Raw genomic sequence first — 19,143 nt, 5'->3', positions numbered from 1 at the left:
TTGAAGTCTATTACTAAAAGAACCATCCCAAAATACTTCGGGACGGCTCTTTTTCTTTTTTAATGATTCTTTAACATCACTAACAGCTTTTCTTGACTATACATCCACACTGTAATGATTAAACAAGCAAGTGCGACTTCTGATAATGCCATAAATCCAATTGCATAATGACCTGTTAGTTGGAATAATAATGTTAAAATTAGCGGCGGGAAGAACCCTCCTAGTCCGCCTAAAGCTGAAACGAGTCCATTTACAATACCAGCTTGTTCTGAGAAGTACATTGGAACGAGTTTGAAGATTGTACCATTACCGATACCTGCACAAAATGCGACTAGTAAGCAACCAAAAGTATATACGTTCATACTAGGCATGAATGATAAAATAATACCTGAAAGTGTTAAACCGATAAATACGAAGATTAATATTTTAAATGGGTTAAATTTATCACCAAGCCAACCGCCAATTGGCCGCATAATTGTTGCAAGTACAATGAATCCTGCTGTCCGCATACCTGCATCCACTTTTTCTAATCCGAAGTGAGATACTAAAAAGTTTGGTAAGTATACAGTAAATGCGACGAAAGATCCGAATGTTAAAAAGTAAAAGATACATAAAAACCAAAGTTTTTCATTTTTATATACACCTTTTATTTGTTCCATTAATGGTGTATTCACCTTTTTCTCCTTACGATCGCCTAATAAAAAGTTCATAAGTGCAAATGCTGCGAGTAAAACTAAATAACACTGTACTGTCGTTCTCCAGCCAACTGAAGTTGCGATAACTGGTGCTAAAAACGAAGTAATTGCTGTTCCTGCGTTACCGACACCGTATATACCATTTACAAAACCGTGACTCTCTTTCGGAAAGTATTTCGGTAAAGAAGTTACGCCTACAGAGAATACAGCACCACCGATTCCGACAAATAAACCACCAATAATTAAATCCATCATTGAATTGGCAACACTAATATAAAAGACAGGAAATAATAATAGAATAAAACTAATGAAGAATAATTTTCTTGCTCCGAAACGATTTGTCCAATAACCAATTGGAATGCGAAGAACAGAACCTAATATAACCGGTACTGCTGTTACCATAGAAATTTGTCCCGCAGTTAATGGAATATCCGCTTTAATATAAGGCATTAATGATGATAAAATGACCCATACCATAAAACCGATAACTAGATTAGAAGTTTGTAAACTTAATTGAAAATTAGGACTTTTCATCCTGTTCCCTCCTATGTATGCATAGTTATATTCATTCCCTCTAGCCTGATCACGTCCTAACATGATTAGGCTGAAAAGAATCAACCACCACTCACTGGCGGAATCATTGCTATAACATCGCCAGTTTGAATGATGTCATCCTCATTTGCATACTCTTCATTTATAGCAACCATAATCTCACTTGAAATCGCTACGTCGTATTTCTTAATGAGCACTTCCTTAAGTTTAGCAACCGTAATATTTTCACAATCTATGTGTAATGCTGGCTTACTTACTTCTTCTTGTAAATGTGCAAATAATAGTACTTCAATCATATTCTCATCCCCTTTCCAGGCTCATCATTCTCATATGCTACCTTTTCTAACTGATCACCTATCCATGATTCACCATCTTCCCAAAATTCTTTCTTCCAAATTGGAACGATTTGTTTTATACGCTCCATAATATATTCGTTCGCCTCATAAGCTGCTTTCCGGTGTGGTGTAGAAACAGAGACGACAACAGCAAGATCACAAATTTGTAATGTACCAATGCGATGTGTAATGGCGACAAATGTCCCAGGCCACCTCTCTCCTACTTCAGTACCAATTTTCTCAAGCTGTTTTTCTGCCATTGTTTTATATGCTACATACTCTAAATATAGCGTACGACGGCCTTTCGTAAATTCTCTAACAGTACCAATGAAAGTAGTAACTGCGCCGCACTCACGACAAATTACTTTGTTTGTAACTTCCTCAATTGAAATAGGTGTATCAATCACTTCATAATACGTATGTGTCATCTTGCACCTCTTATCTTCATATAAGTTAGCAATCTATTTTTCTATCATTTGTACGACCGAAGTGGTTCTTCCCATGGCCACTGACTTCCAGCGTTTGATTCTAATAACAGTACCGAAACAGTTATTCCTGCTTCAAACCCCCTTGTTCCTCCCGGCAGGACAATAAATGCGTTCGCCTCTGCAAGTGAAGAAATTGCACTAGATTTATCTAAACCAACTGGTGTCGCTTGCAATTTTCCATTTACAATTTCCACTTTTCCTCTTACAAAACGAGTGAATGGGTTTGCTTTTGGAAAGTCTTTTTGTAAAATCGCCTCTGCACGAAATACATGCGAATCTTTTCTATGCAAGTATGTTCGAATAACTGGCCGAACAAATAATTCACAACCGACATAACAAGCAGAAGGATTACCAGATAAACCAAATAGTAGTTTTCCTTCTACCTCAGCTACAGTTGTCACACTTCCTGGTCGCATCGCTATTTTGTTAAAAAGTACATTTGCTTGTAATCTCTCATAAATAGCAGGTAAATAGTCATAATCTCCTACCGAAACGCCACCAGTTGTAATTAAAATATCGACTTTTTTTATCGCTTTTTTTACAGTGTTATAACACGTCTCAAAATCGTCAGCGAACTGTCCATAATACTGTACAACTCCGCCAGCTCGTTCAATTTGAGCAGCAATCATATAGGAGTTACTATTTCGAATCTTCCCTGGCTTTAAGTGTTCATGTACTTCAAGCAGTTCGCTTCCTGTCGTTACAATTCCAATAACCGGCTGTTTTATAACGTGTACAGAACTATAACCAAACGTAGCAAGAAGTGCTGCTACTCCAGGATTAATAACAGTACCTTTTTTCACAAGGACGGTATTTTGTTTTACATCTTCTCCTTTAAAAGAAATGTTATCCCCAGCAATAAAGGAGCGTTTCAATTTCATATAAGTCTTTTCATTTTCTTCAAACCCTTCCGTTAGCTCCAACATAACAACCACATTACACCCTTTCGGAATTGCTGCTCCTGTCATAATACGGACAGCTTGAAACTCTTTCACTTCTCCTGTAAAAACAAAGCCTGCTCCAATCGCGCCAATCACTTCAAACTGAATAGGATTACTGCTACTCGCTTCTTTTGTATCTTCCACTCGAATCGCAAATCCGTCGTACGGAGAGCGATCAAAATGCGGAACATCATGATCTGCAATAACATCTTCTCCAAGTGTTCTACCGTAGCTTTCTATAAGAGAAACCTTTTCTATTTCACCTTGGTAGGCATATTCCATTATACGCGCAACTGCTTCTGCCACTGGAATTGGTATACGTTTTTCTAACATTCTTTTTCACCTCGTTTTAATAAGGAGAAACGCTCTCTGTTCACCCTATATATGTTGCGTATAATCGTTTTGCTATTTTCACATCATTTGTCCCATGAATAAATGCCCTACCGTCTATAAATAAAACGAAACGATATTCATCAATTAAAAATGATAGTAAGTAAGGCGTTTTTTTGACATGTACACTCTTTTGTAATCGTTTTTGAATTTCGGTTAAATTAAGATTTCTCTTTATTCCTGAACGGATTTGAACTGTATTCCGTCCGCATAACACTTCCGTTTTCATTTGCGCTTCAAATGTTAAACTTGGATACGTTCGTAATTTCCCACAAGATGGACATGTACTTTTTTTCTGTCTATTTACTTTTAATGAGAGCTGTTGATTGTTCCAAATATCAAATGATAACATCGTCCCTCTTAGCGACTCATAATCATCTACCAATATTTTCATCGCCTCTGTTATTTGGTGAGCAACGACCATTTGTACCGCTGGCTGAATGATTCCAGCTGTATCGCATGTTGCACCGCTCATAGGATGATCCATCAGACAGCGAAAACATGGTGTTTTCCCAGGGAGAATTGTATACGTTACACCGTAACTTCCAACGCATCCACCGTATATCCAAGGTATATTTTCTTTTTGTGAAATGTCATTTATAAGTAGGCGCGTATCGAAATTGTCAGTCGCATCTATGATGAGATCCACTTCTTTTGTTAACTCTTCTATTTCTCGCATTGTGACATCTGTTACAACTGGTACAATTTCCACTTCAGAATTAATCTTTCTTACATGTTCTGCTGCTGCAATTGCTTTTGGTTTGCATTGCTTTGCATCTTCTTCTGTATATAACTGTTGCCGCTGTAAATTACTCCATTCGACGTAGTCACGATCGGCAATTGTCAATTTCCCAATTCCCATCCTAGCGAATGCTTCTGCATTCGCAGCTCCTAGTGCACCCGCACCGATTAAAAGTACATGCTTTTCTCTTATTTTTCTTTGACCCATTTCACCTATTCTAGAAAACAATACTTGCCTTGAATATCGCTCTTGCATAGGAAATCCTCCTCTCCCTATCCGCCAATGTAAGACATTTCAACTTTTTGACGTTTATTTGTACTATCCGCCGTTCTTTCATCTGAATATCGATCTGTTCTATATCGCCATGTATGTTGTAAAATTTTTAATAGTGATGCATCAGAAATATTTTCTCGAAGAAGCGTTCGCAAATCCGTTCCTTTCGTTCCAAATAGACACGTAAAAAACTTACCGTCTGCCGAAATACGAGCTCTCGTACAAGAAGAACAAAATGACTCAGATACTGAAGTAATAAATCCCACTTCTGCATCGCTCCCTACATATCGATACAATTTCGCAACTTCTCCAAAATAACGAGGTGTAACAGGTTCAACCGGATATACGCGATTAATCTTCTCTATTAATTGTTCCTTCATAATCACTTGTTCAAAATTCCATCCGTTCGTACTGCCTACATCCATAAACTCAATGAAACGGAGCTGAATTTCTTTTTCTTTAAAATAACGAGCCATATGAAGAATTTGACTATCATTCATTCCTTTTTTTACGACCATATTTACCTTTACTTCTAATCCAGCAGCCTTTGCTGCTTCTATTCCTTTCAGTACAGGTTTTGTACTTACATTTCTTCCGTTAATTTTTTTGAAGACGTGATCCTCTATCGCATCTAAACTAATATTTACACGCTTTAATCCCGCGTCTTTTAACGCCTTAGCTTGTTTCGCTAAATGAATTCCGTTTGTTGTGAGCCCAATGTCTTTTAAGCCTTCTAGTTTTGTAAGCCTTGCGATTAACTGAGGTAAGTCTTTACGCAATAACGGTTCACCGCCAGTCAGCCTAATTTTATTGACTCCCATACTTATAAATAATCTTGCTAATCTTTCTATTTCATCGAACGTTAATAAAAACTCTTCCTGCAAAAAAGCATAATCAGGTCCGAACACTTCAGCAGGCATACAGTATGTGCACCTAAAATTACAACGATCAATAACTGAAATACGTAAATCTTGAAGTGGCCGTTCTAATGAATCTTTCATTTTTTCGTGCATCTATATCCCTTCTTTTCTGCTGCAATCCTTAGTAAGCTTTCAATTTTTTATTTGCCTTTATTATAAAAAATAAGTTGCAAATTCAATGTGACTTTTCTCACATCACTTTCCCCATTCAAAAATTCTTCACAAATCTGTTCGCATTTTGTTCACATCTTCAGTCTCTCCTCCTTACGGTCATTGAAATTTTACTATATTTTTAAAATAGCTCTTGCATTTTCAACATATTTACACTCAAAATAGGAAATGTATTGCTTATAAGAAGAAAGGTGATTGCTGTGACAAACAGTATGAAATTATCTCAAGATTTAAAGGAATTACTTGCATCTGTTGAATATAAAATGCAGATAAAAAAAGGTAGTTTTATTTTTCAAGAAGGTATGGAGGCAACCGAACTCTATATTATCCACTCAGGAAAAGTACAAATTAGTAAACTTAGTGCTGACGGACAAGAATTAACACTTCGAATTTGTTCGGAATATGACATTATTGGAGAATTAACGTTGTTCACGGATAATGCAAAATATTTATTAAACTCAAAATGTCTTGAAGATGTTGAAGTAGGTGTAATAAAGCGTGAAGCGTTAGAAAAAGCATTACTCCAAAAACCCGCTCTTGTATTTGAATTTATGAAATGGATTAGTGAACATTTAAGAAGAATGCAAACGAAGTTCCGAGATTTAGTATTACACGGCAAAAAAGGTGCCCTATATTCTACTCTCATTCGAATGACAAATAGTTACGGTGTATTAAAAGAAAATGGCATTCTCATCGATTTACCGTTAACGAATCAAGAACTAGCTAATTTCTGTGCAACTTCACGTGAAAGCGTAAATCGGATGTTAAATGAATTAAAAAAGCAAGGTACAATTTCTATTCATAAAGGAAAGATTACCATTCACGATTTACAATTTTTAAAATGTGAAATTGCTTGTGAAGATTGCTCTGCTTCTGTTTGTAGTATTGATTAACTTATACTTATAAGGAAAGCCGAGGTCTCCAATTAGATCTCGGCTTTCTTTATAAGTTACTAAACATATAAAACAACATTATTTTTTCAATTCATTTGGAATTCGTCTTCTGTAAATTACATAACTACGGCTTACGTATTTAATTGGGGCACTAAAAACATGTACAAGTCTTGTAAATGGCCATACTGCGAACAGACCCATACCTGCAATTATATGAATTTTAAACCATACTGGCACTCCCGTCATATACTCAACATTCGGTTGAAAAATAAAGAGACTTCGGAACCAAGGACCGATTGTTGTACGATAATCAAACCCTTTTGAATCGATATTTAAAAATGTTGAAGAAAGTCCTGCTAGCATTACGATCAGTAATAATATAAGCGCAATATAATCTCCCTTTGTACTCGTTGCGATGATACGTTTTACTGTTACGCGGCGGTACGTTAATATAATTAAACCGATGATAGAAGCAATACCAGCCGGAAGTCCGAAACTAATTGCCATTATGTGATACGTATGCTCAGAAATACCTATTGAGCGATATACAGCCTCTGGAATTAAAATCCCCATAACGTGACCGCCAATTACGAACATGATCCCAAAGTGGAATAATAGACTTCCGATTCGGAGCATTTTCTTTTCTAATAGTTCACTAGATTTTGATGTCCATCCAAATTGATCATAGTTGTATCTGAAAATATGTCCACCGATAAAGATTGCAAAAATGATATAGGGAAACAACACCCATAGAAATTGATCCATCATTTTGACAACTCTCCTTTCTAATTTGCCTGTACACCCCATGTATCGATAGCGAGTAAAACAGCCGCAAGAATTGGTTCATACATACTACCCGCTTCTTTTAATTGAACGTGTAATGCTTGTATGTTTTCCTTGTATTTACTCATAATTGGTTCACTGTCTTGTTCATTTGCATTTGCAAAAAACTCTAGTAGTAGCGGTAAATAATCAGGTAGTTCTTTATCTGTTACTTCAAAACCAGATTTTTTATAATGCTGCTTTAACTCTAGTAATTCAATACCTCTTTCTCTTTGTTCACCGGTGTTCATATAAGTAAGATACATATTAGTCTTTTTGCCAAAATCAAATGTATATACGTAACCATCCATGAGTTGATCGTTCGTTTTATTTAATGATTGCTCTATAAATACTGTAAGTGACGCTTTAACATCGTCCTGTTCAATTTCTTTAACCTCATCTTGTAATTCAGTTAAAGCTTCTCTCCACCCGATTTCTGGGTAGGAGAGAAGGAATGAAGAACATGAAAAAGCAGTTTGTAAACTTTGTTTCATATGTTTCCGCCCCCACTATTTAAGAAATTGTCGTGCAAGAACCTGGGCCACCTGCGAAGGATAAACCACAGCTTCCTTGTTCGTTATACAAATCTGCAACTTGTTCGCGGTGAGACGTTGGGATTACGAAGCGATCTTTATATTTCGCAATAGCAAGAAGACGATACATATCTTCTACATCCTGTTTCGTTAAGCCAAGTTCTTTTAATACCGCTTCATTTGGTTCTTTATTAATTTGAAGTGCTCTCATATGCGTTCGCATAACAGCCATTTTTTTCAATGTAAGACGAATATGTGATTCATCTCCTGCAGTGAGTAAATTCGCTAAATATTGAATTGGAATACGCATATTATCAATGGCAGGGAAAATCTCTTCTGCTTGCCAGTTACTCCCCTTCCCTTCCACCATGTTCATTATTGGGCTAAGCGGCGGAATATACCAAACCATTGGCATAGTGCGATACTCTGGGTGAAGAGGTAGAGCGATTTTCCAATCGATAATCATTTTATAGATTGACGACTGTTGTGCCGCTTTTATCCATTCTTCAGGAATTCCTTGTTTTTTCGCTTCTGCTGCCACTTCTGGATCATTTGGATCTAGGAAAACAGTAAGCTGAGATTCATATAAATCTTTTTCATCTTCAACAGAAGCCGCTTCTTTTACTTTGTCAGCGTCATATAGCATTACCCCAATATACCTGATACGTCCTACACATGTTTCTGAACAAATTGTTGGCATACCTGCTTCAATACGAGGGAAACACATTGTGCACTTTTCAGCTTTATTCGTTTGCCAGTTAAAATACACTTTTTTGTATGGACAAGAAGATACGCAAAATCTCCATGCACGACATGCATTTTGATCGACAAGAACAATGCCATCTTCTTCACGTTTATACATCGCACCAGATGGACAAGAAGATACACAAGATGGATTCATACAATGTTCGCATATACGTGGTAAATACATCATAAAGACATTTTCAAAATCTGTTTTAATTTCTTCTTCCATTTTCTTTACGTTCGGATCTTGTAATCCTGTTATATGTCCACCAGCTAAATCATCTTCCCAGTTTGGACCCCATTCAATTTTATCGATAAATTCACCTGTAATTGCTGATTTCGGACGAGCAACTGGCTGATGTTTACGCTGTGGACTATTTGTTAATGTTTCATAATCATAGTTCCAAGGTTCAAAGTAATCATCAATTGTTGGTTGATCTGGATTGTGGAAAATATTCATAAGGCGCTTCATTTTCGAACCGGATTTCAGCTGAATTTCACCATTTTTCAATTCCCAACCGCCCTTATATTTCTCCTGATCTTCCCATTGTTTCGGATAACCAATACCAGGTTTCGTTTCTACGTTATTGAAATACATATATTCAGCACCTGGACGATTTGTCCAGGTGTTTTTGCATGTTACGCTACAAGTATGGCAGCCGATGCATTTATCTAGATTCATTACCATTCCGACTTGTGCTTTAATCTTCAAGCCAATCTACCTCCTTCAGTTTGCGAATTACAACGTTTAAGTCACGCTGGTTCCCAGTTGGACCATAATAGTTAAATCCATAACTTAATTGGCCATATCCGCCAATCATATGTGTCGGTTTTACGTGAATTCGAGTTGGACTATTATGCGTTCCCCCGCGGTTACTTGTTAATTTCGTACCAGGTACGTTTATATGACGATCTTGCGCATGGTGCATAAATGCCATTCCTCTCGGTATACGGTGCGTTACAACAGCACGTGCTACAACAACACCGTTACGGTTAAAGCACTCGATCCAATCATTATCTGCAACGCCAGCTTCAGCAGCATCCTCTTTATTCATCCAAACGGTTGGACCACCTCTAAACAGCGTTAACATCGGTAATGAATCGAAATACATACTATGAATCGACCACTTATTATGCGGCGTTAAATAATTTAACGTAATCTCTTTTCCTTCTACTTCAGGTCGTGATTTACGGAACGGTTTATGTTGCAGAATTGGTTTAAATGTTGCCATCGTTTCACCAAATTCTTTCATCATGTCATGATCTAAATAGAAAGATTGTCGTCCAGTAATTGTTCTCCAAGGGATGAGACGTTCGACATTTGTTGTAAATGGTGAGTAACGGCGTCCACCTTTTTCAGAACCTGTGAAGGCTGGAGAAGTAATTACTGTTTTTGGCTGCGCTGTAATTTGTTCAAATGTGAAACATTCTTCTTCACGCTCTTCTGCTAAATCACGTAATTTTAAATCTGTTTGTTTTTCAAGTGCTTCCCATGCTTTTACAGCCATATGACCGTTTGTTGTAGAAGAAAGTGTTAATACCGCTTCAGCAGCATTGATTGCTTCTTTTATGTCTGGGCAACCTTTTGCAATAGTATCTGTTCGAACGACTCCTAATCGGCTCTTTAATTGCTCATATTCTTTTTCCGCCGACCAAGAAATCCCTTTCGTACCAATCGGCTGTTTTCCGGCATTTGGTCCTAACGCAGTCATCTTGTCATAAATCGTTTTATAATCCCTTTCGACAACATGAATTTGTGGCATCGTTTTACCCGGAATTGGTTCACATTCACCTTTACTCCAGTCTTTAATTTTGCCAAGTGGTTGCGCTAATTCTTGCGGTGTATCGTGAAGAAGTGGTGTTGCCACAACTTCTTTCATTGGTTCAAGATCGATTTTCTTTGCTAAATCAGACACGGCTTTAGAAAGAGAAGTGAAAATATCCCAGTCAGAGCGCGCTTCCCACGGTGAACCGATTGCCGGATTAAATGGATGTACAAATGGATGCATATCTGTACTACTTAAATCATGCTTTTCATACCAAGTTGAAGCAGGTAAGACGATATCAGAATAAAGAGCAGTTCCAGCCATACGGAAATCTAAATTAATGAGTAAATCTAACTTCCCTTCTGGCGCTTCCTCATGCCATTTAATTTCTTCTGGTCGCAACGAATCGCTATCATCATTCATTAATCCGTTCGTTGTACCTAATAAATGTTTTAAGAAATATTCATGTCCTTTACCAGAACTCGAAATTAAGTTTGCACGCCATACGAATAAGTTGCGCGGGAAGTTATTTTTATTATCTGGATCTTCAATCGTAAATTTCAGTTCTTTATCTTTTAATTTTTGCGCAACGTATTTTCCGATTTCTTCTTGCGTTGTTGCACCAGCGGCAACAGCTTCTTTATATAATTCAATTCCATTTTTCTCGAATGTTGGATACGAAGGTAACCAGCCAAGTCGCGCTGCTAATACGTTGTAATCACCGTGATGTTGATAACGAGAGTTGCCTTCTACTGGTGATGCTAAATGTCCAACTGGTGTATCTTCATAGCGCCATTGATCTGTTACGAAATAGAAGAAAGATGTACCGTTTTGTAATTTCGGTGGCCCTTGCCAATCTTTTGCCATCGCGATCGTTTGCCATCCTTCTGCTGGTCGTAATTTTTCTTGTCCAACGTAATGCGCCCAACCACCGCCGTTTACACCTTGTGCCCCAACGAGAAGAACGAGATTTAAAACAGCACGATAAATCGTATCAGAGTTAAACCAATGGTTAATACCAGCTCCGACAATAATCATTGAGCGACCGTTCGTATCAACAGCATTTTGTGCGAACTCACGAGCGATTTGAATAATAAGCTCACGTTTCACTCCTGTCATCTTCTCTTGCCATGCAGGCGTAAACGGTACATCATCATTGAAATCTTTCGGCTCTTGTCCGCCAAGCCCTCGGTTCACACCGTAATTTGCTAACGTTAAGTCGTATACAGTTGTAACGAACACTTCGCCCTCTTCTGTCATAACCTTTTTCACTGGAATTGTACGTTCTAATACTTTGTTTCCATCATCAGAGAAGTACGGAATTTGCACAGTTCCAACATTATCTTCCATTCCAAGTAAAGAAAGACGTGGATCAATCTTTTCACCTGTTTCTTCATCTTCTAAACGTAAATTCCATTTCTTTTCGTTATCCCAGCGTGACCCCATTGTGCCATGAGGTGTTGCAAAATCATTCGTGTTCTCATTCCAAAGTACAGGTTTCCATTCTCCTAACTTCGTTTCGCGCCCAATATCAGAAGCGTTTAAGAAACGATCAGCAACGAATTGATCTCCTTTTTGTTTCAATGTGACGAAGAAAGGAAAATCAGTATATTGCTTCGCATACTTTGTGAAGTATTCCACTTGATTATCTACGTAAAATTCTTGTAAGATTACGTGCCCCATTGCCATCGCAAGTGCACCATCTGTACCTTGTTTCACACTAATCCAATCATCCGCAAACTTTGTAGATTCAGCGAAGTCAGGACTAACAGAAACGACTTTCGTTCCTTTATATCGAACCTCTGCTAAAAAGTGAGCATCTGGTGTTCTCGTCATCGGTACATTTGAACCCCACGTCATAATGTAACCTGAGTTATACCAATCACTACTTTCCGGTACATCTGTTTGATCGCCCCAAATTTGTGGAGAAGCTGGTGGTAAATCTGCATACCAATCATAGAAGCTAAGCATCGGTCCACCCATAAGTTGCATAAAACGGCTACCAGCTGCATGACTTAACATTGACATAGCTGGAATTGGCGAGAAACCAACATTTCGGTCTGGACCATATTTCATTACTGTATAAAGTAAAGAAGCTGAAACGAGTTGTAACACTTCATCCCAATTCGTACGAATGAATCCCCCTTTACCACGCGCCTGCTTATACGTACGTGCCTTTTCAGGGTTTTCCACAATGCTTTTCCATGCGTCTAATGGTGACTCGTTATTTTGCAGTTCCTCTTGCCACATATTCCAAAGAACACCACGTACATACGGATATTTCACACGAAGCGGGCTATAAATGTACCAAGAAAAACTCGCTCCACGTGGACATCCTCGTGGTTCAAAATCAGGCATATCAGGACCTGTAGTCGGATAGTTAAGTTCCTGCCCTTCCCAAGTCACAATTCCATCTTTCACATATATATTCCAACTACATGAACCAGTACAGTTTACGCCATGTGTAGAACGAATTACTTTATCATGCTGCCAACGCTTTCTGTACACATTCTCCCATTCACGATCTTCATATGTTTCTTGTGTATGATTATCGTTATAACGATCTATTGGTGAAAAATATTTTAAACGTCTCATTAGTGCTGAAGGTTTCTTCTTCATACTGTTCACTCCTTTAATACGTCTCTCTTACATACCCTTACTATAAGAGAGGTTGTAAAATTCAGATGTGACATTTCGCACAGTTCAAGAGATTGTCAAAAATTCCGGAAAACATATAAAAAAGTGAAAATCTAATCATTGTAGAGGGCTCACATCCTTCACTGACTGTTAAATTACTTCCTTACTTCTAGCAAAGTTTAAGATGAAGTACAGATAATAATGAGCTTGCAAAAAAATTTCTTATATAATAGAGGAAGTAATTTGGGAGTAGTTAAATTCGATATAACTAAATCGTTAGATGAGTTAATAAATGAAAATACAATACTTTAAATCCACCATATCAAGGGCAACTATCCTGAAAATAGTTGAACAAAAAACCCCAGGAAATCCATATGAATTTCCAGCAATTTGGATTGAATCAATAGAAGAATACACCAAGAATGGCAGGATTTTAAGATAATAATAAAAGGAGTATATTATGAAATTAGAACCGCTTTATGCAGAAAACATTATAGTAGCCGTCATATATAAAAATGAGTTTAGATGGTATGTAACAGATAAAGAACTATGGTTTTTAGATTATAATAAATTAGATCATGCATATAAAAATTTAGGTATAAGCATTGAAGATAATGACGAAACGGAAGAAAAAAATGGAATAAAAGTATTAGATCATGAAAATGTAGAAGTATTTTTAGTAAAGATTAATCAATATAAAACAACTAAAGAAGAATTAAATTATTTACTACTTGAAAATATTAAAAGGAAAAATGCAGGAGAAGATCTATTAGATTTTAGTCCAATCTTATTAATTAACTTTGATAATAAAATACTATATTCAATGTTTCCAGAACCGGCATCATACGAAAACTATGTACCAAAAGATTGGAGTGGTACATATGAAGATTTCACTGAATTCATACCTACAGCAGAGAAATATTGGATAGATAAGTTTAATAATAATTTACTTTTACTATAATTTAAGTAGGAAAATAGAGATGATAGTATAAGAATTTATTACCTTAATAGAGCTTATGAGATTAATAGAGAAGTAAAAGGAATAAAATAGTCATGAAATATCCATATAGTTTTGAAGTGCTTAACAGTGGCGATTTAGTTATGAGACTTCCTAAAGAAATTAAACTTGTTGAAACTTTTTTAGGAATTGAAGTTGCAGCTTTTGGAGATTGGATTTTAGAAGAAATACATAGTATTTTAAACGGAGAAAAAAATTATGTGGTAGTAAATGGCAACATTTGCGGTTTAGAAATTCAGAACGACACAACTACTATATTAGACAATTTAGCCGAAGATGGTAAAGGAGAATATTGTGAGATTGAAACAATGGAATTGGTAGAATTAATTCATATTTGGTTAAATAAACGAAAAGAATATAAGAAAGATACAAAATAAAGGAGTGTAATAATTTAAATAGCTGGTCTCTTCATGTGAAGTCGACTTTATTTTTTATTCACAAGGGGTATTAATATATGTTCCAAACTATACGCGTAGGGTTTCCTACGCTATTTATTTTGCTCATTGAGGTCAATCTTTCCTTCCCCTCTTCTATTTTTACCGACGATACTATTCTATATCAAGACATACTTCACATAAAAAGAGAAATCATTATTTACCATATTGCCCTAAGTTACGGAAACAATTATACTAGATGTAATCAGAATAAATAATCTGAATATTCTTAGAATTAAAGATAAAATCTTTACCGCCCACAATTAGATAGATTCATGCTATTTTTCACTAAATAGATTAGAAAACAATAATAACATTAGGAGGATTACGATGCACCAGCTTGATTCATTACATCCCATTATAGAAAAAATAATCAACAATATTGAAAAGTTAATGGTCGGAAAACGAAAAGAAACGATCTTAGCTTTGACAGCTCTCTTAGCTGAAGGTCATGTACTATTAGAAGATGTTCCTGGAGTTGGGAAAACAATGTTAGTACGGGCACTTTCTAAATCTATTGATGCTGATTACAAACGTATTCAATTTACACCTGATTTACTTCCATCAGATGTAACAGGTGTTTCTATTTATAATCCGAAAGAGCTCCAATTTGAGTTCAAGCCTGGACCAATTATGGGGAATTTTATACTGGCTGATGAAATTAATCGTACATCTCCAAAAACACAGTCTGCTTTACTTGAAAGTATGGAAGAAGGCAATATTACAATAGATGGCATGACAAGACCGTTACCAAAACCGTTCTTTGTAATGGCTACACAAAATCCGGTCGAATATGAGGGAACATACCCTTTACCAGAAGCCCAGCTCGATCGTTTCTTGTTGAAACTAAAAATGGGATATCCTACACCAGAAGAAGAATTTGAAATTTTAAACAGGATGGAAAAAACGAATCCTCTCTCCCATTTACAAGCAATTACAACAATAAAAGAATTACTTTATTTACAACAGAGCGTACGGGAAGTAAGTATGGACAAAGCAATCAAGCATTACATTGTAAAGCTTGTTAGTCAGACTCGTTCTTATAGTTCTATACAGCTTGGTGCAAGTCCGCGTGGCTCGATTGCTTTAATGAAAGCTTCACAAGCTTATGCTTTTATCCATGGAAGAAATTATGTTATCCCAGACGATGTTAAATTTTTAGCTCCTTACGTATTGGCTCACAGACTCATTCTAAAAATGGAAGCAAAATTTGAAGGAATTACAGGAGAACAAGTTATCGGAAAAATCATTGCACGAACTACCGTACCGACTCAAAGGAAGATGAACCTTTGATGAAACGAATACTACGATCACTCTATCATTTTACTAAGTTATCACTCATTCCGTTATGCCTAGTCTTAACATTTGTATACGCTATGCTTCAAGGAGGATTTGTAAGTTGGTTTTTGTTTTACAGTATGATTCCTATTGGTCTTTATTCATTATTACTCCCCTTCTATGCTTTACGGGACGCCGAAGTAAAACGAATAACAAATCAAGACGAATATGTTGCAGGAGAACCATTTTTAAGCACCATTACAATAAAAAGAAAATCTCCTTTTCCCTTGCTTTATTTAATTATAGAAGATGAACTACCATCACAATTTACAAATTATAAACAAACGAAAATGAATAAAGTAATACTCTTTCCAGGATTGAAACGAAATATTTCGTTTCAATATGCAATTGACACAATCCCTAGAGGTGAGCACTCTTTTTCAAGCGTACGCGTCAAAACTGGCGATCTATTCGGTATGATGGAGAAAGAAATAACTTTCTCAGTTCCAGATACATTTTTAGTCTATCCTCAGTATGTAGATATAACGTATCGACAAATGGAAAATCATTTCGAACAAGGAGCACTTTCAGCAAATATAAATTTAGTAAAAGATTCTACCATTTCTGTCGGTGTGAGAGACTATAAACCTGGTGACCGCTTTTCGTGGATTGATTGGAAAGCAACTGCACGAACAAACAACATTATGACGAAAGAATTTGAACAACAGCGCAGCCATAATATTATGATATTCATGGACAGAACCTCATCCCCTCTATTCGAATCAGTCGTCACATTTACTGCCTCTATTGTTAGAGCTGTCTTGAAACAAAATTCACCAGCGTCATTCGTGTCTTTTGGAAAAGAGCGAACTTTTTTCCCTTTAGACAATGGAGATAGTCAGTTACATCAAATCTTTTGTCATTTAGCGAAAGTACAAGCGGACAGCGCATTCCCGCTCTCCCGGAGTGTTGAAATGGAATTAAGAAAAATTTATGAGCCTGTCACGATTATACTCGTGACAAGCGATCTTTCTCCCGATATTCAAAAAACAGCTGACTTTGCTGCTATAAAAAATAGAAAATTAATAGTGTTTGTCGTGAAAGAAAAAGCAAATCAACTCTCACATCGAGAACTTAGTATTCTAGAAACTCTACAAAAACGAAAAATATTTGTAAATGTGGTTTATGGAAACCAGTATACAAACGTGTTTTTTGAGGTGAGCAAATGATAACATTACAGGCAAAAAAACAATTGGATATGACTAGATTTTTCATGCATGCATGCGCATTTCTACTTTTACTAGAATGGCTAAGGCCTCTTATAGGTATTACAAACGTAGGTAGATTAGATATTTTTGTAATATTTATAGGGGTTTGCTTCACTCTCTCTTTTTTTCAAACAAGATGGCAGATTCCTATAAAGATTGTCACAATTTTATTCATCATTCATTTCCTGTATTATAAAAATGCTTTTATAAATCCATCTTGGTTAACGAAATTTTTTACTGATATTTCTCGTAATTCCTCCTTGTTATTTCAGGGGAATTTGCTGGATATCTCTCCAGTTTTTCCAACACTTTTATTTTTTTTATCATTTTGGTTTTTGAGTGCTTTCATCTCTTTTTGGATGATTCATAAAAAACGTGGGTTGTTATTTCTTATATTGACTATTATTTATATTACTATTTTTCATAACCTGCATTTATATAATGCTAACTATGCTATTATTCGTACTGTTGTTATCGGCTTTTTTATGCTTAGTCTTCTTCGCATAGAACGAATAAAAGAGATGGAACACTTACAAAATTATGCTAGAGAAATCTCAAAATTACTTAAACCTCTTACAATATTTATTGTATTGTCAGCAACTATCGCATACTTCGCTCCAAAATTTGGTCCTCAATGGCCAAACCCAATGGATTTTTTAAAATTCAACACATCCGAAGCAAGTAAAAAGCAAGAAGTTTCTAAAATTGGGTATGGTTTAGATGACTCGAAATTAGGTGGTCCTTTTAAGTCAGACCCTACAATTGTATTCACAGCACAAACAGAAAACAAACAATATTGGAGAGTCGAAACGAAAGATTTTTATACAGGTAAAGGCTGGGAAGTTTCTGAAAATCAAAAAAAGATTTCTTTTAAAAATAAAAACGACGTCGTGAGCTGGTACGAACAAAATACAAAAACAGAGACAACTGAGGCGACAATTACCATGCAAAAAAGTTATCCTCACCTCACCTATCCAACAGGGTTAGTATCAGTTGCAGCTTCTTCAGATGTAACATACAGTGTTGACCCATTTTCAGAAAAAATCTATACGATGGACGGAAATTCTTCTACTACTTTACATTCATATAAAGTAACATATGAGGTCCCGGAGTTTTCCATAGAAAACTTGAAAGCTATAAAAATGAATGAAGGTCAAGAAACAAATCCTTATTTCATGACAAAGTACACGCAACTTCCCGAATCATTACCGCAGCGAGTAAGAGACTTAGCTGCTAATCTAACAAACGATAAAGACAACCGATATGATAAAGTATTGGCTATTGAAAACTACTTCACTGACCATTCTTTCGTATATGAAACAATGAATGTGCTGTTCCCTGCCAAAAACCAAGATTATGTTGATCAATTTCTTTTCGATACAAAAAGCGGCTACTGTAATAATTTCTCAACGTCTATGATCGTGTTACTTCGTTCTGCTGGGATTCCTGCTCGCTGGGTAAAAGGTTATACAGAAGGAACTCTTGATAATACGCTTGTGGGTGCTGAAGGTGCGGATGTTTATAAAATCGCGAACGATAACGCACACTCCTGGGTCGAAGTATATTTCCCTGGATACGGATGGATTCCATTCGAACCAACAAAAGGATTTACGAATCCCTATAATTTCACAAATAATACTCCTGCTCCTACTATACAAAATAGCGAAGAAACTAATTCTCAAAACGCGCAAATGCACCAAAGAAACAATGAAGCAAAGCTTAAAAGTTTAATAGAAGATACAGAAGAAACTCCTACTAAAAAGATTACAACTTCTAAAAATAGATTTTCTTGGTGGTACGTATTCCTTTCTACGATACCAATTAGTATTATCGGCTATACTCTCTTCGCTACTAGAATGAAATGGATTACATTTTTTATCATTCTTTTCTATAAATATCGAAAAGATGATGCTGTCTATAGCAAAGCTTACAGCGCACTTTTGAAACAATTTGTACGAATCGGTTTACCACGTGGGGAAAGTCAAACGTTCCGAGAATATGCTCTCCATATCGATACACTTTACAACTCGAATGATATGCAACAGCTTACTTTCAGTTATGAAAACGCTATGTATCAAAAGGGACAGGCCGCAGCAGAATGGGAAAAATCCGTACAATTATGGGAAATCCTTATAAAAAAAGCAGCTTCTCCGCCTAAATCAAATGACTTCCATTCAGCGATTTAATCTTGATAATGTGAGTTGAAAGAAAACGCCTCAATGAACAATATAGTTCTTTGAGGC

16 protein-coding genes are annotated in these 19,143 nt (G+C 36.3%); 6 read left to right on the top strand and 10 right to left on the bottom strand.

Annotated elements, in window-relative coordinates; genetic code table 11:
* Positions 1-59: 59 nt before the first annotated feature.
* The 6 genes from narK to moaA form a co-directional block, all read right to left on the bottom strand.
* The gene (gene narK / locus AC3WVA_RS18765; RefSeq protein ID WP_000841864.1) at positions 60-1,229 is read right to left on the bottom strand and encodes a nitrate transporter NarK; all 1,170 of its coding nucleotides are present in this window, start codon (positions 1,227-1,229) and stop codon (positions 60-62) included.
* An 80-nt stretch (positions 1,230-1,309) separates the two neighbouring features.
* Positions 1,310-1,543, bottom strand: a complete 234-nt coding sequence (gene moaD, locus AC3WVA_RS18760; RefSeq protein WP_087982652.1) for a molybdopterin converting factor subunit 1 — start codon at positions 1,541-1,543, stop codon at positions 1,310-1,312.
* The gene (locus AC3WVA_RS18755; RefSeq protein WP_000149953.1) at positions 1,540-2,010 is read right to left on the bottom strand and encodes a molybdenum cofactor biosynthesis protein MoaE; all 471 of its coding nucleotides are present in this window, start codon (positions 2,008-2,010) and stop codon (positions 1,540-1,542) included. The genes moaD and AC3WVA_RS18755 overlap by 4 nt, the downstream gene beginning before the upstream one ends.
* Before the next feature lie 44 nt (positions 2,011-2,054).
* The gene (locus AC3WVA_RS18750) at positions 2,055-3,344 is read right to left on the bottom strand and encodes a molybdopterin molybdotransferase MoeA (RefSeq protein ID WP_098346530.1); all 1,290 of its coding nucleotides are present in this window, start codon (positions 3,342-3,344) and stop codon (positions 2,055-2,057) included.
* 40 nt (positions 3,345-3,384) lie between these two features.
* The gene (locus tag AC3WVA_RS18745; RefSeq protein WP_098346529.1) at positions 3,385-4,398 is read right to left on the bottom strand and encodes a molybdopterin-synthase adenylyltransferase MoeB; all 1,014 of its coding nucleotides are present in this window, start codon (positions 4,396-4,398) and stop codon (positions 3,385-3,387) included.
* Between the two features lie 17 nt (positions 4,399-4,415).
* Complete coding sequence (gene moaA, locus AC3WVA_RS18740) at positions 4,416-5,429, bottom strand: GTP 3',8-cyclase MoaA (protein WP_492322089.1); 1,014 nt, start codon at positions 5,427-5,429, stop codon at positions 4,416-4,418.
* Positions 5,430-5,707: 278 nt separating this feature from the next.
* Between moaA and AC3WVA_RS18735 the strand changes: the two genes are divergently transcribed.
* A complete protein-coding gene (locus AC3WVA_RS18735; protein ID WP_000185188.1) occupies positions 5,708-6,400 on the top strand; it encodes a Crp/Fnr family transcriptional regulator in 693 nt (230 codons plus the stop codon).
* A 78-nt stretch (positions 6,401-6,478) separates the two neighbouring features.
* Here the strand turns inward: AC3WVA_RS18735 and narI are convergent, their stop codons facing one another.
* The 4 genes from narI to AC3WVA_RS18715 are packed head-to-tail and all read right to left on the bottom strand — an operon-like array spanning position 6,479 to position 12,884.
* Positions 6,479-7,168 (bottom strand): respiratory nitrate reductase subunit gamma, encoded by a 690-nt coding sequence (narI, locus tag AC3WVA_RS18730; protein WP_048528776.1) that lies wholly within the window; start codon positions 7,166-7,168, stop codon positions 6,479-6,481.
* Positions 7,169-7,185: 17 nt separating this feature from the next.
* Entirely contained in the window at positions 7,186-7,716 is a 531-nt protein-coding gene (gene narJ / locus AC3WVA_RS18725) for a nitrate reductase molybdenum cofactor assembly chaperone (protein ID WP_492322088.1), read from the bottom strand.
* A 19-nt stretch (positions 7,717-7,735) separates the two neighbouring features.
* The gene (narH, locus tag AC3WVA_RS18720) at positions 7,736-9,211 is read right to left on the bottom strand and encodes a nitrate reductase subunit beta (RefSeq protein WP_492322087.1); all 1,476 of its coding nucleotides are present in this window, start codon (positions 9,209-9,211) and stop codon (positions 7,736-7,738) included.
* Positions 9,201-12,884 carry a nitrate reductase subunit alpha gene (locus tag AC3WVA_RS18715; RefSeq protein WP_492322086.1) on the bottom strand — a complete coding sequence of 1,228 codons (3,684 nt, stop codon included), beginning with the start codon at positions 12,882-12,884 and terminating at the stop codon, positions 9,201-9,203. Before AC3WVA_RS18715 ends, narH begins: the two co-directional genes overlap by 11 nt.
* Before the next feature lie 478 nt (positions 12,885-13,362).
* Here AC3WVA_RS18715 and AC3WVA_RS18710 point away from each other — a divergent pair, with 478 nt between their 5' ends.
* The 5 genes from AC3WVA_RS18710 (at position 13,363) to AC3WVA_RS18690 (ending at position 19,086) form a co-directional block, all read left to right on the top strand.
* Positions 13,363-13,863, top strand: coding sequence for a hypothetical protein (locus AC3WVA_RS18710; RefSeq protein ID WP_492322085.1), 501 nt, complete (start codon positions 13,363-13,365; stop codon positions 13,861-13,863).
* Between the two features lie 92 nt (positions 13,864-13,955).
* Positions 13,956-14,297 carry a hypothetical protein gene (locus AC3WVA_RS18705; protein WP_000877034.1) on the top strand — a complete coding sequence of 114 codons (342 nt, stop codon included), beginning with the start codon at positions 13,956-13,958 and terminating at the stop codon, positions 14,295-14,297.
* Positions 14,298-14,684: 387 nt separating this feature from the next.
* Positions 14,685-15,647, top strand: a complete 963-nt coding sequence (locus AC3WVA_RS18700) for an AAA family ATPase (RefSeq protein WP_071758095.1) — start codon at positions 14,685-14,687, stop codon at positions 15,645-15,647.
* Positions 15,647-16,861, top strand: coding sequence for a DUF58 domain-containing protein (locus AC3WVA_RS18695; protein WP_071758094.1), 1,215 nt, complete (start codon positions 15,647-15,649; stop codon positions 16,859-16,861). The genes AC3WVA_RS18700 and AC3WVA_RS18695 overlap by 1 nt, the downstream gene beginning before the upstream one ends.
* Entirely contained in the window at positions 16,858-19,086 is a 2,229-nt protein-coding gene (locus tag AC3WVA_RS18690) for a transglutaminase TgpA family protein (RefSeq protein ID WP_492322084.1), read from the top strand. Before AC3WVA_RS18695 ends, AC3WVA_RS18690 begins: the two co-directional genes overlap by 4 nt.
* The last annotated feature ends 57 nt before the right edge of the window (positions 19,087-19,143 follow it).

This window comes from Bacillus sp. EB106-04-02-XG92 (assembly GCF_058791995.1).
Note: the sequence above shows the minus strand (reverse complement) of the source record. Positions and strands in the feature narration are given on the sequence as shown.

Excerpts from the sequence above, each read along its gene's own strand:
- moaA (WP_492322089.1), bottom strand. The coding sequence starts at position 5,429 with ATGCACGAAAAAATGAAAGATTCATTAGAACGGCCACTTCAAGATTTA.
- AC3WVA_RS18695 (WP_071758094.1), top strand. The coding sequence starts at position 15,647 with ATGAAACGAATACTACGATCACTCTATCATTTTACTAAGTTATCACTC.
- AC3WVA_RS18755 (WP_000149953.1), bottom strand. The coding sequence starts at position 2,010 with ATGACACATACGTATTATGAAGTGATTGATACACCTATTTCAATTGAG.
- narI (WP_048528776.1), bottom strand. The coding sequence starts at position 7,168 with ATGATGGATCAATTTCTATGGGTGTTGTTTCCCTATATCATTTTTGCA.
- narJ (WP_492322088.1), bottom strand. The coding sequence starts at position 7,716 with ATGAAACAAAGTTTACAAACTGCTTTTTCATGTTCTTCATTCCTTCTC.
- AC3WVA_RS18705 (WP_000877034.1), top strand. The coding sequence starts at position 13,956 with ATGAAATATCCATATAGTTTTGAAGTGCTTAACAGTGGCGATTTAGTT.
- AC3WVA_RS18750 (WP_098346530.1), bottom strand. The coding sequence starts at position 3,344 with ATGTTAGAAAAACGTATACCAATTCCAGTGGCAGAAGCAGTTGCGCGT.
- AC3WVA_RS18690 (WP_492322084.1), top strand. The coding sequence starts at position 16,858 with ATGATAACATTACAGGCAAAAAAACAATTGGATATGACTAGATTTTTC.
- AC3WVA_RS18745 (WP_098346529.1), bottom strand. The coding sequence starts at position 4,398 with ATGCAAGAGCGATATTCAAGGCAAGTATTGTTTTCTAGAATAGGTGAA.
- AC3WVA_RS18710 (WP_492322085.1), top strand. The coding sequence starts at position 13,363 with ATGAAATTAGAACCGCTTTATGCAGAAAACATTATAGTAGCCGTCATA.
- AC3WVA_RS18715 (WP_492322086.1), bottom strand. The coding sequence starts at position 12,884 with ATGAAGAAGAAACCTTCAGCACTAATGAGACGTTTAAAATATTTTTCA.
- moaD (WP_087982652.1), bottom strand. The coding sequence starts at position 1,543 with ATGATTGAAGTACTATTATTTGCACATTTACAAGAAGAAGTAAGTAAG.
- AC3WVA_RS18700 (WP_071758095.1), top strand. The coding sequence starts at position 14,685 with ATGCACCAGCTTGATTCATTACATCCCATTATAGAAAAAATAATCAAC.
- narK (WP_000841864.1), bottom strand. The coding sequence starts at position 1,229 with ATGAAAAGTCCTAATTTTCAATTAAGTTTACAAACTTCTAATCTAGTT.